At 56.5% G+C, this 16047-nt stretch carries 13 protein-coding genes; 4 read left to right on the top strand and 9 right to left on the bottom strand.

The window, feature by feature from the left end:
- Positions 1–13: 13 nt before the first annotated feature.
- The 9 genes from B2590_RS01335 to B2590_RS01295 form a co-directional block, all read right to left on the bottom strand.
- Positions 14–757: a response regulator gene (locus tag B2590_RS01335; RefSeq protein ID WP_286810335.1), complete on the bottom strand. Its 744-nt coding sequence runs from the start codon at positions 755–757 to the stop codon at positions 14–16.
- A gap of 33 nt (positions 758–790) precedes the next feature.
- Positions 791–1507, bottom strand: a complete 717-nt coding sequence (locus tag B2590_RS01330; protein ID WP_052479536.1) for a sensor histidine kinase — start codon at positions 1505–1507, stop codon at positions 791–793.
- Positions 1504–3144 carry a tetratricopeptide repeat-containing response regulator gene (locus B2590_RS01325; protein WP_091643975.1) on the bottom strand — a complete coding sequence of 547 codons (1641 nt, stop codon included), beginning with the start codon at positions 3142–3144 and terminating at the stop codon, positions 1504–1506. Before B2590_RS01325 ends, B2590_RS01330 begins: the two co-directional genes overlap by 4 nt.
- Entirely contained in the window at positions 3141–6659 is a 3519-nt protein-coding gene (locus B2590_RS01320) for a hybrid sensor histidine kinase/response regulator (protein ID WP_091643972.1), read from the bottom strand. Before B2590_RS01320 ends, B2590_RS01325 begins: the two co-directional genes overlap by 4 nt.
- Positions 6660–6711: 52 nt before the next feature.
- Positions 6712–7218 (bottom strand): hypothetical protein, encoded by a 507-nt coding sequence (locus tag B2590_RS01315; RefSeq protein ID WP_041334962.1) that lies wholly within the window; start codon positions 7216–7218, stop codon positions 6712–6714.
- A gap of 97 nt (positions 7219–7315) precedes the next feature.
- Entirely contained in the window at positions 7316–9082 is a 1767-nt protein-coding gene (locus B2590_RS01310; RefSeq protein WP_126810319.1) for a sodium:solute symporter family protein, read from the bottom strand.
- 6 nt (positions 9083–9088) lie between these two features.
- On the bottom strand, positions 9089–9352 hold the full coding sequence (locus B2590_RS01305; RefSeq protein WP_007154785.1) for a DUF4212 domain-containing protein: 264 nt from the start codon (positions 9350–9352) through the stop codon (positions 9089–9091).
- A gap of 208 nt (positions 9353–9560) precedes the next feature.
- On the bottom strand, positions 9561–10271 hold the full coding sequence (locus B2590_RS01300) for a 3'-5' exonuclease (RefSeq protein ID WP_075195297.1): 711 nt from the start codon (positions 10269–10271) through the stop codon (positions 9561–9563).
- A gap of 17 nt (positions 10272–10288) precedes the next feature.
- Positions 10289–12205 (bottom strand): putative nucleotidyltransferase substrate binding domain-containing protein, encoded by a 1917-nt coding sequence (locus B2590_RS01295; protein WP_126810318.1) that lies wholly within the window; start codon positions 12203–12205, stop codon positions 10289–10291.
- A 185-nt stretch (positions 12206–12390) separates the two neighbouring features.
- On the opposite strand from B2590_RS01295, the gene smrA reads away from it, so the two are divergent.
- The 4 genes from smrA to B2590_RS01275 all read left to right on the top strand — a co-directional run bounded on the left by smrA (position 12391) and on the right by B2590_RS01275 (position 15963).
- Entirely contained in the window at positions 12391–12969 is a 579-nt protein-coding gene (smrA, locus tag B2590_RS01290) for a DNA endonuclease SmrA (RefSeq protein ID WP_075195305.1), read from the top strand.
- Positions 12970–13008: 39 nt separating this feature from the next.
- Positions 13009–13200, top strand: coding sequence for a hypothetical protein (locus B2590_RS01285; protein ID WP_040474675.1), 192 nt, complete (start codon positions 13009–13011; stop codon positions 13198–13200).
- Between the two features lie 71 nt (positions 13201–13271).
- Entirely contained in the window at positions 13272–13757 is a 486-nt protein-coding gene (locus tag B2590_RS01280) for a (2Fe-2S)-binding protein (protein WP_075195295.1), read from the top strand.
- Between the two features lies 1 nt (position 13758).
- Complete coding sequence (locus B2590_RS01275) at positions 13759–15963, top strand: xanthine dehydrogenase family protein molybdopterin-binding subunit (protein WP_286811155.1); 2205 nt, start codon at positions 13759–13761, stop codon at positions 15961–15963.
- Positions 15964–16047: the final 84 nt, after the last annotated feature.

The raw sequence follows: 16047 nt of genomic DNA, 5'->3' as shown, positions 1-16047 counted from the left end.
CGACGGGGGTTTTTTATTGCCTGCTCACTTCCTCAAGTTCAACCAGGCTACCTACGATTTCCTGCATAACGGCCAGTTGTCCGTTCAGGCTTTCAAGCAAGATCGACAGGTCTCTCAATTCCAGACCGAAGAAGAGAACGATACCTGCGAGGCCGGCGACACTGCCAATCGCCAGCCACTTCAGTCGGTTGCGCTGCCTGTCAAGACCTTCCTGATGCATGGCTTCCAATAGGGCAACACTTTTGCGCAGCTGCCTGAGTTCGTCGTGCGTTTCCTCATAGGCGATCTCCAGGGTGGCGAGCCGTCCTGTCAGTCGTCTTGTGTAGCTTTGTTCAATGAGTTCGCCAGTGGTATTGTCGATTGGCGACAGACTAGGCAAGGTGGAGGCATCTGTCAGGATAGCCTCGATAGTGGTAAGGAGTTGTTCCCGATCAACCTGTTTGCCAATCACACCAGCGGCACCACGGGCCTTGGCATCCTGACGATAACGCTCCGCGCTTTGCGATGTGTACATGAAAACCGGGATGTGCCGTAGCTCAGAGTCCGCCTTGATCACATCCAGGGCTTCCAAGCCGTTCATTCCGGGCAAGAGGTGGTCCAGGAAAACCAGGTCGAAAGCCTCTTCACGTAACTGTGTGAGGCCTTCCTCAGCGCTGGCGACGCCTTTTGTCGTCAGGTCGGCGCGTTCCAGCAGGCGGGCCAGGATGATGCGTGCCGTCGACGAATCATCGACAATTAAAGCGTGACCTCGAGCCATTGGTTCCCTTCCTGAAGTATTGGCTGTGTTCCATCATGGCAGCCAGATCTCGAATACGCCACCGCCCAGGCGGCCATCATTGTGCAGCTTGATATATCCATGGCGGTCACCATTGCTATGAAGCTGGGCAACCGATGATGCGAAGAACAACCCAAGGCTGGTACTTCCACTGTTGAAGTTCAGGGATTTGAAGCTGGGCGTTCCATTGTGCTGCATGTTTTCCGGGTATCCGTCGCCGTCATCTTCCACGCCAATAACCAGAAAATCATTATGCATCGCCGCTGTCAGCTTGATCATACTCTTGGTGTATCGGATGGCGTTGTTGATGGTGTTGTTGAGTACACCGGTCAGCAGGTCCTCATCGAAGAAGCCATTGATATCATCGGATTCGATCGCCAGCTTGATCCCCATGCCCTCAAGAAGCGGCGTATGGCGTGCCATTTGCTGTGCCAGGAAGTCCGGAACGAAGTGCTCCTCAACATGTGCGGACAGGTTGTTTTCGCCGAGCCTGTAGATGCCCAGCAACTGCACCAGATCGTTGTGCATGCGTTCGGCTTCATACTGCAGGGTGTTGAAGCGGGGAGAATCGCCGATGGTGTCTGTCTGCTCCTGGCGAAGCTCATCCAGGGAGTTCAGCAACATGCCCAGCGAATTCTTCATGTCATGGACGGCTGAGGCCAGCACCATTGAAAAGTCGATGCTCTGTGTACCTCGGGGGTGAGTCAACTCATCATGGTCATTGGTGGTCATGACATCATTCCCTCCAGTTTCTTGCGCAAAGAGATCAGGCGTCGGTGCTGGCGATGTTGTTCTGGCAGATCAGCGAGTTTTTCCAGGCATTTTTCACAGCGCTTCAAAAGCTCTCGATCACCTGCTGTACCCTGATATTGCTTCATCAATACCTGTACCAGGTTCAAATTGAGAGAGGCGTGGGAGGGCACGATATCCAGTGCCCGGTTGAATGTGGTCACGGCCTCTTCCAGATTGCCTGCCTCGAACGCCTTGATGCCTTCACGATTCAGAGACCGGGCTTGAAGTTTTTGTCGGAAGCCCACCGGTTCATCGAGTAAGCTCTCGATTTTCTGCAATAGCGGAGGGTTATCGCTGCAACGAAGGGCAAGGGCATTGAGCAGGCCCTTGGCATCGGCCTCCCGGCCCAGACGGAACAGCGTCTTGGCGTAGTCAAGGCAGGCTTCGGGAGGCATTAGATCAGGGTCGAGTTCGTCCGCAACGCTGTCTAGAGCATTTTGGGCTTCATTCATTCGGTCCTGGCCGGCATGAACCCGGGACTGGACAATTCGGCTACGCAGCTTAATGTTTTCCTGTCCGGCAAACCGCTTTTCCATACGTCGGAGTATGGTCAGAGCTTCGTCCGCATGGGCTGTGCCCTCATTTGACGAGTCCCCTTCACTGAGGTCTGACAGTGACTGGCCCAATGCAAGATAGTGTTCGGAGTTGTCGTGTATCGAGTAGGTGCCAAGGCTGACGGTCTGCCGCCAGGCTTTGGACGCTGTCGGCATGTCTTGATTGGACGAGGCAAGTACGGCCAGGTGCCTGTGTCGCAACAGCGCGTTAGGGGAGTGCTCTGCCGCCTTCTCAAGAATCTGTTGGGCTTGGGTGGGCCGGCCCTGTTTTTCGAGAGCCTCGGCAAGAAGATCATACGCTTCCATGTAATCCGGATGCTGAGACACCAGTGCTTTCAAGGTTGCCGCCGCTTCATCGTAATTCTGGTTGGCAATCAGAATTTTGCCACGACCAAGCCGTGCCCAGGACAGATCGCGCTGGCTCAGTACATCGTCATGGATTTTCAGGGCATGGCTGAAGTCTCCAACCTGATAATAGAGGTCGGCCAGCGTTTTCATTAGCCAGGTCTTGTAGCGAGGTTGCGAGGGTAGCGTCTGCAGGCATAGAGAAATGGCCTCGGGGAAGTTTTCCCGATCGATCTCCCGGTTGATCGGAAGCAGGGCATTGCGTTGCGCGATAAGGCCGCCCAGTCGCTTTTCAAGCATGGCACGGTTGATAGGCTTGGTAAGGTAGCCGTCAGGTTGGTATTCCCGGGCGCCCATCACCATCTCCTTGGAGGTTTCGGCGGTCACCATCAGAAACAGCGAAGAGCGTTTCAGGAGTTTCTTGTGCCGGAGCTCCTCGAGTATATGCTGGCCGTTCTTGCCCTCACCCAGGTTGTAGTCGCAAAGCACCACGTCTACGTGGTTATAGGCACAATACTGGACGGCAGCGGATGCGTTGGCGACCGACTCGATCTTGTCGGCGCCGCAATTCCGCAAGATTTGCCGCATGGACAATCGAAAGTTCTCAAAGTCGTCGACGACCAGGTAACTGAGTTTCCCGAAGTTGGCGCCGATGGCATTGCTCGTGGGTTCGGTCATGACCGTTTCTGTTTCAGCAACTTGTTAACCAGTGCTCGCAATGCGGCTGGTTTCACCGGTTTATAAAGGATCTGGTAGCCCCTGTTGATCGCATCCTCCCTCACGTCCGGAGCCATATAGCCGGTAATGAGTATGCCAGGTATATCATTGCCGATCTCGTCCCTCAATGAGTCCATGGCGTCGAGCCCATTCCGGTTATCGTCCAATTGGTAGTCGGCCAATATGATGTCCGGTTTCGTGCCGTTCAGTTTGTCCCGAGCATCCTCCAGACTTTCGGCTGTTGTCACGTCACAGTGCCAGTTATCCAGCAAGGCACTCATGCCATGGAGGATAGCAGGGTCATTATCGATACAGACCACGTGAAGGCCTCCCAGGCTCGATACACGCCGCGACGCGGGTGCAGATTTGGTGGTGCTCTGGTCACTTTGCTCGGCCGGCGCAACTGGCACGGTGATGCTGAATACGCTGCCGAGTCCCTGAACTGACTGTACGTTCACCGGGTGATTTAGCATGCCACAGATGCGGTCGACAATCGCGAGCCCCAGACCAAGGCCTTTTTTGTCCCGGCCCTGCTGAAAACGACGGAATTCCTCGAAGATGTGAGTAAGCTGGTCTTCCGGAATACCCGGCCCGGTATCCCATACCTCAATGCGGATATACCCTTTCAGACGCCGACAGCCCAGCAGGATTTTCCCACTTGGGGTGTAACGAATGGCGTTGGAAAGAAAATTCTGGATAACGCGCCGCAGCAGTTTTGAGTCTGATCGTACCCAGGCGCTGCTGGGGACAACATGAAGATCCAGGCCCTGGTCTTTTGCGATGGCAGAGAAATCGGTTGCCAGGTGCCGCATGATCTCGTTAACCGGAAACACACCGATATCCGGTTCCAGTGCACCGGCGTCCAGCTTTGAGATGTCCAATAGGGTGCTGATGATTTCTTCGGCGGCGCCCAGCGAGCTGTCAATGTGGTCCACCAGTTCGGTCATTTCAGGATCCCTGGCTTTACCCGCCAGAGCCGAGGTGAACAGGCGCGCGGCATTCAGGGGTTGGAGAAGGTCATGACTTGCTGACGCCAGGAAGCGGGTTTTGCTCTGGTTGGCCTGTTCAGCCACGGATTTCGCCTTGAGCATCTGCTCATTGATCACCTGGAGTTCCTGGGTGCGTTCTTTGACGCGCTGCTCCAGGTAGATATTGGTTTCCTTCAGCGCTTGCTCGGTCCTTCGCATAGCGGTGATGTCCTGGAAGGTGGTTACGTAACCACCTCCGGGAATCGGGCTACCATCAATCCTCAGTACGGTGCCGTCCGGTCGTTGTCGCTCGTAGGACATCGGCCGACCCTCGCGCATGCTGGCGCAGCGATCAGCAATGACCTCGTCGATTCGTCTCGCTGGCAGGTTGGCACTGGTCAGGTTGTACCGCATCAGGTCTTCCACCGGACGGCCGACCCGGACGAAGCCCTTCGGGTAGCTGAATTGCTCCAGGTAGCGGTGGTTCCATACCACCAGCTGTTGTTGGTGGTTCACGACGGAAACACCCAGGCTGATGTTTTCAATTGCCGATTGCAGTAATTCCCGGCTGAAGGTCATGGCCTGCGAGGCTTCATCGACGATGCTCACGACGTCCTCGATCTGCATGTCCCGCCCGGTGAGCGTGGACTCCAGTACCACGCGTGCCGTGGACGCCCCGATAACCGATGCCAGTTGCCGCTCAATGAACTTCATCAGGTGTGACGAAGCTGGCCTATGAGGGTGCAGGCGAATGGCGTTGCGCCGCTCGTAGTTGCGGAAGATGGCTTCGGCTCGCTCTTCCCCCATGAAACGGTCGGAGATTGCCTGCAGATCAGAGGTCAAGATTTCACCCTGCCAGCTCTGTTGCTGCGGCGTCTCAGCTCTCGGTTGGGGATCGTGGAAGAACGAGGCGATCTGGATCTTTTCCCGCACCCGTTGGCGGGTCAGCATCGAGAGAACGATGTAGGTAACGGTGTTGATGCCCAGGCTCCAGATAATGCCGTGGCTGGTCTGATCAAGTTCAGAACCGAAAAGAGCCGTGGGCCTTGTCCAGTTAATGCCCCAAACCCCATGATCAATAAGGGTATCGCTTAACCAGCCAGTGGATGCCAAGGCGGGTAACAACAGGGTATAGCACCACATCAGGAAACCAAGACCAAGGCCCCAGACAGCGCCGGTATGGTTGCCCTTGCGCCAGAGGATACCTCCGACAAGTGCAGGCCCGAACTGGGCCGCTGCGGCGAATGAGAGCAGCCCGAAGGCCGTCAGGCTGTAATCCGCTCCTGCCATGCGATAGAACCCGTAGGCAGTGAGTAGCACCACGAAGATAGCAACCCGTCGAATGCTGAGTAGCAGGTAGCTGAGATCGGAACGTTTGTTCATGCCGGGGCGGAAGAACTTCAGCAGCGCCGGCATGATGATTTCGTTGCTGACCATGGTTGCGATGGCGACCGAACAGACGATGACCATTGCTGCCGCCGCTGATCCACCGCCCAGGAATGCCAGGATAGCGAGCCATTGTTCTCCGGCCAGAATTGGCAGGTTCAGAATCAGAATGTCCGGATCGGACGCGCTGGCTTCCGGGGACAACAAGCCTGCTGCCGCAATAGGTAGAACAAAGGCGCTGGCAATAATCAGGTAAATCGGCATCGCCCAGCGGGCGGTTTCAAAATCCCGGTGGTCGGTGTTTTCCACCACCATGACATGGAACTGTCGGGGTAGGCAGATGATTGCCAGCATGGCCACCAGCGTTTGGGTAATAAAAGCCGGAGCCTCTACGCTGTCGGTGGTCAGTGTGCCGACGAGCCCGGCGCTGCGGACATTGCCCCAGAGATCACCGAAGCCGCCATAAAGACCATAGATAACGAACAGGCCAACGGCCACGAAGGCCACGAGCTTTATCAACGACTCAAAGGCCACTGCCTGTATCATGCCCCGGTGGTGCTCGGTTGACTCGAGGTGTCGGGTACCGAACAGGACGGTAAATACTGCGAGCACCAGCGTGATATACCAGGCCGAATCGTTCCACGCAGCGGTACTGAGTTCATTGGGTTCCACGCCAGTGTCCGAGAGGACGCTAAAGCCCATGGAGATGGCTTTAAGCTGCAGGGCGATGTAAGGAACACTGCCGATCAGTGCGAAGATTGCCACCATGGCGGCGAGTGACTGGGATTTGCCATAACGGGATGCTATGAAGTCCGCAATCGAGGTGGTGTTGTTGCGCTTGCTGATGAAGATGATACGGCGCAACAGGGGAGCGCCAAAGACAAAAACGAGTAACGGGCCGAGATAGATTGGCAAAAAGCCGAGCCCCTCCTGAGTGGCTCGGCCTACGGCACCGTAAAACGTCCAGGAGGTGAAGTAGACCGCCAGTGACAGAGCATAGATATGGGTACGTGCCAGTCGGCGACGGTAGAGACCAGGATGCTTGTCGCCGGCCCAGGCAATAACAAAAAGAATCGAAATGTAGGTGATGGAAATTAAGACCAGCAACCAGGCACTAATCATAGTTCGCTCTTTTTATTCTACCCGGGGTTCTCGGGAGCGGTTTTGGGTATCGTCATTCGCCGCAAACGGTCATCAACAGTTTGTCCTGCGGGTCCAGTTTTTTCATGTTATCAAGCCGTGGGGCGCCGTCTGAACCCAGTGGTACAAGTTCGCGGGCATTGCAGTTAAGAATATGAATCCGATGAGAAACAGCATCGATCATTTTCTGCTCAAAGCGATACAGGGTGAAGCGCAAAACGTCCGGGTTTGACGGGGTTTCGCTGATGCTTTTGGTATCGACTGTCGAGAAAGCATTGACGTAAGGGAAGAAAAACGTCCATGGGCGCCATAAAATGCCGTTGCTCTCCGTGTCCACAATGACAGCCTCTTCGGGCATCAGGGACTGCTTTTGTTCAAACCAGGTGTATTCGGTGTAGATGAGGTACCCGAGCATACCAGCCCCGGCAAAGACTGGAATGATCCATTTCGGAGCAAGGTTTCGGGTCATAGCCCGGATTCCGAGCGCAATACCTGCGGCTCCGAGGCCGCAAACAACGGTAGCGACAAACGTCCAGAACATAAAATGGGTTTCCTTAAAAAGAACGGGCTCCCTCTCAGAGGAAGCCCGTTCGTCATCAACCTACTGATTCATTGAATGAATCAGGCTGATTCGTTGCTTAGTGGTCGTGAGCCTGACTCGCACCACGTGGGTAGCGGACGCTTTCAACCAGTTCCTGAATCTCAACGGGCGGTTCTTCAGTTGCGTTGGACACAATGAAGGCTACCGCAAAGTTGACGACAGCACCAACCGCACCGATCGACAGCGGGGAAATACCCAGCACCCAGTTTTCAGGGGTGTCTGCCAGGTTGTTGGTGCCCGGGATGAACAGCCAGCCCTTGTACACAAAAATGTACGTAAGGGTAAAGGCCAGACCGGTCAGCATGCCAGCGATGGCGCCGACATTGTTAACCCGCTTGGAGAAAATACCCATCATCAGTGCGGGGAACAGAGAGGCGGCTGCAATACCGAACGCCAATGCCACCACTTGTGCGGCGAACCCCGGGGGATTGGCGCCAAGATAGGTGGCGACCACTATGGCAACGGCCATGGAAATTCGGGCTGCCATCAACTCGCCTTTTTCGGTGATATTGGGGTTGATCGAGCCTTTGATCAGGTCGTGACTGACCGCCGACGAAATTGCCAGCAACAGACCCGCTGCCGTGGACAGTGCTGCTGCCAGACCACCGGCGGCAATCAGGCCGATAACCCATCCCGGCAGGTTGGCGATTTCCGGGTTGGCCAGTACCAGGATATCCCGGTTAACGACCAACTCGTTGCCTTCCCAGCCACGAGCCTGAGCAGTGCTCTCGAACTCTGGCGAGTCGTTGTACAGCTGGATACGACCGTCTTCGTTCTTGTCGGTGAACTGAATCAGTCCGGTTACTTCCCACTCTTTGATCCAGTTTGGACGCTCATCATATTGGATCGGCTCCGCTTGGGTGCCTTCCGGGTAGATGGTGGTCATCAGGTTCAAACGAGCCATGGAAGCAACGGCAGGCGCTGTCAGGTAAAGCAGGGCGATGAAAACAAGCGCCCAGCCTGCAGACCAGCGTGCATCCGCCACTTTAGGCACAGTGAAGAACCGGATAATAACGTGGGGCAGACCAGCGGTACCGATCATCAGGGTCAGCGTGAACAGAACCATATTCAGTTTGTTGTCCACATCAGCGGTGTACTCGTTGAAACCGAGATCCGTGATGACCTGGTTCAGCTTGTCCAGAATCGGCATGCCGGAGTCCACGTGAGTGGAAAACAGGCCGAGAGGAGGCAGAGCATTACCGGTCAACTGCAGGGAGATGAAGACGGCAGGAATGGTGTACGCGGTAATCAGTACGCAGTACTGAGCCACCTGCGTATAGGTGATGCCCTTCATGCCGCCAAGTACGGCGTAGACGAATACCACCACAGCCGCAATGATCAGACCCATGGTAGCGTCTACTTCCAGGAAGCGAGAGAAGGCTACGCCGGCACCAGCCATCTGGCCGATGACGTAGGTCACGGACGCTACGATCAGACAGATAACCGCTACGAGGCGGGCATTCTTGCTGTAGAAGCGGTCACCAATGAACTCGGGAACCGTAAACTTACCAAACTTACGCAGGTAAGGCGCCAGAAGCATGGCCAGCAGAACGTAGCCGCCTGTCCAGCCCATCAGGAACGTCGAGTTTGCATAACCACCAGCGGCAATCAGGCCCGCCATGGAGATAAAGGATGCTGCGGACATCCAGTCAGCACCGATCGCCGCACCGTTGGTGATCGGGTGAACGCCGCCGCCGGCAACGTAGAAATCACTCGTACTACCGGCTTTCGCCCAGATGGCGATACCGATATAGAGGGCGAATGAGCCGCCCACAAATAATAGGTTAATGGCAAATTGACTCATTCGAACTTACTCCTCATGCACGTCGAATTTTTCATCGAGCTTGTTCATCCGCCAGGCGTAATGGAAGATCAACGCGATGAAAGTAAGAATCGAACCCTGTTGGGCGAACCAGAAGCCGAGGTCGGTTCCGCCAATGGGGATTCCGGCGAGCATGGGGCGAAGCAGTATCGCAAACCCATAAGACACGAGGGCCCAGACAATAAGGCTCCCGAATATAAGGCGTAGGTTCGCCTTCCAGTAGTTCACAGCATCGTAGTCATGACCTGACATAGGATCACTCCTGTATTGTTGTTGTGGAGGTTGGGTGGGTTTTCTGTGAAGTGTTGGTTGTAGAGAAATTATTATTCATATAGTTCTTCTCCGACGTGATGTCCTATTCGACTTTACCCGTCAAGCGATAGATAGATATTGGCAAAAGGTCTAATTCTCAGTTATTTGAGGGACAAAAGGTCTGCAAACGCGACACAGTTCCGGGGCTCTAGCCTTGTCGATGGATATTCTTCAGTTGTCGGTAGTACTTCAGTTTGCCATTGAAGTCACGCAGGCTGGTGACACCGCTTTTTTGTGCTTTATTGATAACAGCGAGGGTTAACTCAGCCGTCACCATGGCGTCGGCAGCGGCATGGTGTCGGGCGCTGACTTCCAGGTCGAAAAAATCGGCCCAGTTGTCCAGTCCTTTGCCCCCGGTTTTGGAGTTGGGGAAGTAGGCGGGAAGCATCTCGGCGACATCGAGCCAGGTGTGGGGCTGGGTGTAGCCCAGTGTTTGCTTGAGAGCCTTTTCAAGGAATTTCTGGTCAAAGGCGGAATGGTAGGCAAGGATAGGGTCGCCATTCATCCATTCCAGCAGATGGAGCAGTGCGTCTTCTGTCTCATGTCCCTGAGTCAGGGCTTCCGGCCCAATGCCGTGGATGAGTACCGTCTCGCTGATGTCCAGCTCCGGGCGACGCAGGATCAGATCAAACTGGTCACCCAGGTCAATGGCGTTGTGCCGGATGGCCACCGCGCCAATGGCGATGACATTGTCTTTTGCCGGGTTGAGGCCGGTCGTTTCCAGATCAAGTACGATCAGCCGGCAGTCTGACAGGCGCTGGTCTCCGGCGGTTTTTGGCGTTGGCAAGTGTTCTCGGTCGTGACCACCGGTGCTGCCGGCCCTGCGCCGTTCGATCCAGTCTTTGATCTGCTCCAGCATAACTGTTGACCCGGTTTTCAGAGTTGGTAGGTGATTTCCAGTTTCTGTTGCAGGCGTTGTGCCTGGCGGAAGGATTCGCGAAGAATCCGGCGGTCCAGCGGGTTAAGGTCATCCGGGTTTATATAATTGGACAGGGGCTCGCCCCGGTCCAGCATTTCCTGGTGTGCCCTCATCCGGATAGCCTGGATCAGGCTGTAGGCCTCCTGCCATGCGTTGGCGTCTTTGGTGTCAAAGACACCTTTTATGGCGAGCTGTTGCATGCGCTCCAATGTGTTGGCCGAGCCGACGCTATTGGCGAGGGCAAATACCCGAACGGCTTCCACGAAAGGAGCAAGCCCCTGGCGCTTCAGATCAAGTGTGTTTTTCTTGCCATCCGGGGCATAACGGAAGTTGCGGAACATGGTCAGGGGAGGTTTGCGGGTAATGGCGTTGCCCGCCAGCATCTTCTGGAACAGGTCGTTCTTGCGTATGCGCGTAAGCACTTTATCCAGCAATCGTTCCAGTGGTTCCATTGGCCCGAATACCGCCCGCATGTCGAGAAAAATGGACGAATACACCAGATTCTGCGGGGTTGAGGCGTCAATGAAACGGGCAAACCAGTCATCCCACTCCCTGCCGCTAAGGCACAGTTTGGGATTGCTGGCCATGATATTACCCTTGCACAGGGTAAAGCCGCATTCCGCCAGCTCCTTGTTGACGGTTTCCGCGAAGGGCAGCAGTTTTTCCCTGACCTGTGCCTCGGTCATCCCCTCCGGTGTCTGGAACAGGATGCCGTTGTCCTGATCCGTTAACAGGGTTTGTTCCTGCCGACCTTCGCTTCCGAATGTCAGCCAGGTGAAAGGGATGCCGGGGTCGTTCTTCTTGATGTTCAGTTCCAGGACCCGTCTTACAGTGACATCGTTCAAGGTGGTAATGATTTTTACCACCTGACCGGAATCTGCCCCGTGAGCGAGCATCGCGTCCACCAGTCGGGACACATCCTTTCGGAGGCTGACCAGGGTGCGGAGATGGCTGGCAGTGCCAATGGTTCTGGCAAGGTTGACCAGATCGACCCGCTGAAGCGAGAACAGATCACGCTCGGATACCATGCCAATCAGTCGGTGCTCGTCATCCACCACGCAGATGTGAGCAAAGTGATGCTCTGCCATCAGCATGGCGGCTTCAAAAGCGTCTGCGTTGGCTGTGAGGCAGCAGGGGTTCCGGGTCATGACCTGGCCGATAGGCGTGTCCAGAGGGCCCTTCTCCTCTGCCACCATGGTTCGCAGGTCCCTGAGGGTGAATATACCCGTGGGATGCCGTTCGTCATCGGTGATCACGATGCTCCCGACACTGTTTTCGTGCATGCGCGCAACCGCTTTTCGGACCGGGAGGTCCGGCGAGCAGACGATGGGATTGCGAATAGCGTAGCGTTCCAGCGGGGTGTCCAGCGAGTTACTGGAACCAATGGAAGCCATGGCGCCGGTCTGTATGCGCTGATTCACCTGATCAAGCAGGCTGCTGACGCCGCGAAGGCAGAAATCACGAAAGGGATCACTCTGCGAGAACAGCATGACAAAGGTGTCGTGTTCAATGCTAAGGCAGAAGGTGTCTCCGGAGGCGCGATGCAGTGTGCGGGTGGGGCGTTCTCCAATCAGCGCGGCCAATGGAAAACATTCGCCCTGGCTGATCTCAAAGGTGGTTTCGGTTTCTCCGTCCCGGTCTCGCTCCCGTTCGCCGCGAATACGGCCCTGTTTGACCACGTAGAACCGTTGTACCGGGCCATCGTCCGGTGACAGCACCACATCGCCATCGGCGTAGAATCTCAGCGAGGCATGCTCGGCATAATGGGCCAGATGTGCATCGTCCATGTTTGAAAAAGGCGAATGCTCCCGCAGAAATGCCATGATGGCACGGGTATTCTGGGGGCGTGCACTGTCTTGCGATGCGGCAGTCATAATCGCGGTCCGTTGTCGTGCTTATGAGCCTGAAGTGTAGACCAACGGTCTATCTACCGGCCCTACGATGGTTGTCTGAGCGCGGGCCAGCCCCGGCCCGGCAGTGGGTAGGGCGAGGGGCCTCCTTTATGATGGGTGAGCCGGGTGGTAAAGTCCATGCAACTTCGACCGTAAATGATATCGCCATGACAACCAAAGATGAGCGCCTGAGCTTCCTGGAGGAAATGAAGGATGTCCGCCGTATCCGGAAGCCGAACAAAGCCGATGTTAAAGCCCCAAAGGATCTGACCCCAGGGCACCTTGAGCGTCAGCGGTCCGCCATAGATCAGCCGCACAGAGACTGCAATCCACTGACGGCGGATATGGTTGAGCCTCTGACAGCGCACGATGTTCTCTGTTGGCAACGGCCCGGAGTTCAGCATGGCGTATTCCGTAAGCTCCGTCTTGGGCAATACCCGATCGAAGCGCGCCTGGACCTGCACCGGATGACCGTTGAAGAAGCGCGTCGGGATGTATTCGGCTTCATTAATGATTGCGTGCGCTATGGACTTCGATCCGTCATTATTCTCCACGGCAAGGGAGAGCGTAACCCCGACGGTATCGCCCAGCTCAAGAGCCATCTGGCCAAATGGCTGCCAGAGTTGGAAGATGTGCTGGCGTTTCATTCGGCCCAGAAGCGCCATGGCGGCACCGGCGCCGTCTATGTCATGGTCCGCAAGGGCGACCGCGACAAACAGCGTAACCGTGAGATTCACGGATCCTGACTATTCACCAACGCCGATAAGATCGGTTTGGAGGTAAGTGTGAAGCAACTGATGTTGGTACTTTTTGTAGTAGCGGCACTGGCCGGATGTAAAGACCGGGTTATGTGGAATGACAACGGCAAGGTGGAAGAGGCAACAACCGACCGCGAGGTCTGGGACTCCCAAGGTAAAATGGAAACCGGCGAACGGAAGATCTGGACGGATAAGGACGGCAACGACGTCATCAAATAAGAACGCTCAGCGTTCATAATAATAAAACTCAGCCGGGGCCAATGCTCTGGGCAGCAGGGGAGAGAACAACCATGGCCGTGAGCCTTACCGTTAATGGCCGGGAGCGGATGCTCGACATAGACAGCGATACTCCGCTGTTGTGGGTGATCCGCGATGAACTCGGACTGAAAGGTACCAAATTTGGATGCGGCATGGGGCTCTGCGGCGCCTGTACCGTGCACCTGAACGGGCATCCGGTGCGTTCCTGTTCCACCCCGGTAGAATTGGCCGACGGTGGGGATGTGACGACCATCGAAGGTCTGTCGCAAGATGGAAACCTGCATCCTTTGCAAAAGGCATGGGTCGAACATGGCGTGCCCCAATGCGGTTACTGCCAGTCCGGCCAGATCATGAGCGCCGCCCACCTTTTGCAGCACAACGACGCTCCCTCTCACGATGATATCGTCGCGGCCTTGAGCGGAAACCTTTGCCGTTGCGGTACCTATTCCCGCATCATCGCGGCGGTTGAGTCTGTGGTTGTTGACGACGCTGCCCGACCTGATCGGGGGGAAGCGTAATATGTCCATGAATCGACGCGACTTCCTGAAGGTAACCGCCGGCTCCTCCGGCGGGCTGGTCTTGTCCCTGTCGCTTCCGGGCTGCGCTGGCATCCAGAATGGTTATGATGAGCAGGATGGTAGCTGGAAACCGGATGCCTGGCTGGAGCTGACGACCGATGATCAGGTCTACTTCACCTTGGCGCGTGTTGAGATGGGGCAGGGAACTTACACTGGCCTGACCACCCTCATTGCGGAAGAGCTCGGGGTGGCGCCAGCCTCCATCAAACCGCGATTTGCCCCTGCGGCCCCGGAATACCGTAATCCCCTCTACAACCTGCAATTGACCGGCGGCAGCACCAGTCTGGCGACCAGTTGGCAGCCGTTACGGGTGGCGGGAGCCTCTGCCCGTATGATGCTGGTTGCTGCCGCAGCCAATGTCTGGGAAGTCAGCCCCGCTGAGTGCCGGGCGGTCGAAGGCAGGGTCATCCATCCGAACGGGCGCGACAGCCTGGCTTACGGTCGGCTGGTAGAACTGGCGGCGAAGCAGCCGGTGCCGGAGGCTCCGTCACTCAAACCCCGTGAGGAGTGGAAGTACATAGGCAAGGAACGGGGACGCCTGGATGCCGAAGCCAAGTCCACCGGCGCGCCAATCTACGGCATTGATGTCGAACTGCAAGGCATGGTTTACGCCGTGGTGTCCCGCCCCGCGCGCTATGGCGCCCGGGTAAAGTCATACGATGACACCGCTGCTCGCCGGTTACCGGGTGTGCTGGATGTGTTTGAGATCGAGCGTGGCGTGGCGGTTGTGGCTGACAAATACTGGCGGGCCCGTAAGGCCCAGGACGCCCTGACGATCGAATGGGACAACGACGGCGCGTTGGATGTGTCCTCCGAACAGGTGTTCTCCTCGTACCACAAAGCCGCTGATGAAGACCCGGGGGAACGCGAGCGCAGCGAAGGTGATTATGACGACGCACAACAAGGTGCGGAGCGCGTGGTGGAGGCCAGCTATGAGCAGCCTTACCTTGCCCATGCGACGTTGGAACCGATGAATGCCACGGCGTGGTATCGGGACGGCGCCATTGAAGTCTGGGCACCGACCCAGGCACCCGATCTTGGTCGGATCGCGGCTGCGAGGGTGACGGACCTCTCGCCCGATGAGGTGACCATCCATACCACCTTCCTCGGCGGTGGCTTTGGGCGCCGGCTGACCAATGATTACATTGAGGAGGCGGCGTCTGTCGCCTACCGGGTACGCAAACCGGTCAAGCTGATCTGGTCGCGGGAAGAAGATACCCGTCACGATGTTTATCGTCCGGCCATGCTGCACCGGATGCGGGCCAGTGTCAGTGGCGATAACGTCACTGGCTGGCACCATCAGATTGTTGGCCCGCAGATACTGGACTGGTACGTACGCAATGCGGCACCAGCCCAGTACCCGTGGGCTCCGAAATTCCTGTACGGCACTTTGGGGCGCGTTGGGCTGCTCGCCGAGGGTGTCGCGACTCCCAAGGATCATTCCGCCATCGAAGGTGCCATAGAATATCCGTATCGGGTGCCGAATATCGACATACGCCATACCCACACAGATCCGGGGGTGCCGGTGTCCTGGTGGCGGTCCGTGGGTTTCTCTCACAACGGCTTTGCTGTTGAAACCTTTATGGATGAGCTGGCTCATGAGCAAGGCCATGACCCGTACCGGTTTCGGCGCTCATTGATTGACCACGAACCTAGACACCTGGGCGTGCTGGACAGGGTTGCCCAACTTGCCCAATGGGACAGCGGCGCCCCCGAAGGACGGGCCCGTGGTGTTGCTCTGTTTCGCAGTTTTGGCACCTACGTGGCCCAGGTGGTTGAGGCCAGCGTTGAGTTCGGGGAAATCCGGGTGCACAGGGTGTACTGTGCTGTGGATTGCGGCCAGGTGGTCAATCCGGACATTGTTCGCGATCAGATCGAGGGCGGTATTATCTTTGGCCTCACGGCAGCGCTCCACGGCAACATTACCCTGGAAGGCGGACAGGTCCAGCAAAGCAATTTCCACGATTACCCGCTCATGCGTCATGATCAGCGGCCCGAGGTGGTGGTGGACATCATCGATAGCGATGAATCGCCCACCGGTGTGGGGGAGCCCGGTGTACCTCCGGTGATACCAGCTTTGGGTAACGCGTTGTTTGCCCTGACCGGGAAACGCCAGCGCAGCCTTCCCCTGAAAGCCACGGTATGATCCATGGCTTTCCAGGCCGACCGGTGAGCGTTCGTTGGCCTTTGCGGGCCGCTCGCTCATCCTTATAATGGTAATCATCAAGCG

Source organism: Marinobacter sp. UBA3604, from assembly GCF_002375325.1.
GTDB classification, from domain to species: Bacteria; Pseudomonadota; Gammaproteobacteria; order Pseudomonadales; family Oleiphilaceae; genus Marinobacter; species Marinobacter salarius.
This window is presented reverse-complemented; position numbering and strand designations above follow the sequence as displayed.

Bases quoted from the DNA above. Each gene is read 5' to 3' on its own strand.
- B2590_RS01300 (WP_075195297.1), bottom strand. From the start codon at position 10,271: ATGCTGGAGCAGATCAAAGACTGGATCGAACGGCGCAGGGCCGGCAGC.
- B2590_RS01275 (WP_286811155.1), top strand. From the start codon at position 13,759: ATGTCCATGAATCGACGCGACTTCCTGAAGGTAACCGCCGGCTCCTCC.
- B2590_RS01330 (WP_052479536.1), bottom strand. From the start codon at position 1,507: ATGACCACCAATGACCATGATGAGTTGACTCACCCCCGAGGTACACAG.
- B2590_RS01335 (WP_286810335.1), bottom strand. From the start codon at position 757: ATGGCTCGAGGTCACGCTTTAATTGTCGATGATTCGTCGACGGCACGC.
- B2590_RS01315 (WP_041334962.1), bottom strand. From the start codon at position 7,218: ATGTTCTGGACGTTTGTCGCTACCGTTGTTTGCGGCCTCGGAGCCGCA.
- B2590_RS01325 (WP_091643975.1), bottom strand. From the start codon at position 3,144: ATGACCGAACCCACGAGCAATGCCATCGGCGCCAACTTCGGGAAACTC.
- B2590_RS01295 (WP_126810318.1), bottom strand. From the start codon at position 12,205: ATGACTGCCGCATCGCAAGACAGTGCACGCCCCCAGAATACCCGTGCC.
- B2590_RS01305 (WP_007154785.1), bottom strand. From the start codon at position 9,352: ATGTCAGGTCATGACTACGATGCTGTGAACTACTGGAAGGCGAACCTA.
- B2590_RS01320 (WP_091643972.1), bottom strand. From the start codon at position 6,659: ATGATTAGTGCCTGGTTGCTGGTCTTAATTTCCATCACCTACATTTCG.
- B2590_RS01280 (WP_075195295.1), top strand. From the start codon at position 13,272: ATGGCCGTGAGCCTTACCGTTAATGGCCGGGAGCGGATGCTCGACATA.
- B2590_RS01310 (WP_126810319.1), bottom strand. From the start codon at position 9,082: ATGAGTCAATTTGCCATTAACCTATTATTTGTGGGCGGCTCATTCGCC.
- smrA (WP_075195305.1), top strand. From the start codon at position 12,391: ATGACAACCAAAGATGAGCGCCTGAGCTTCCTGGAGGAAATGAAGGAT.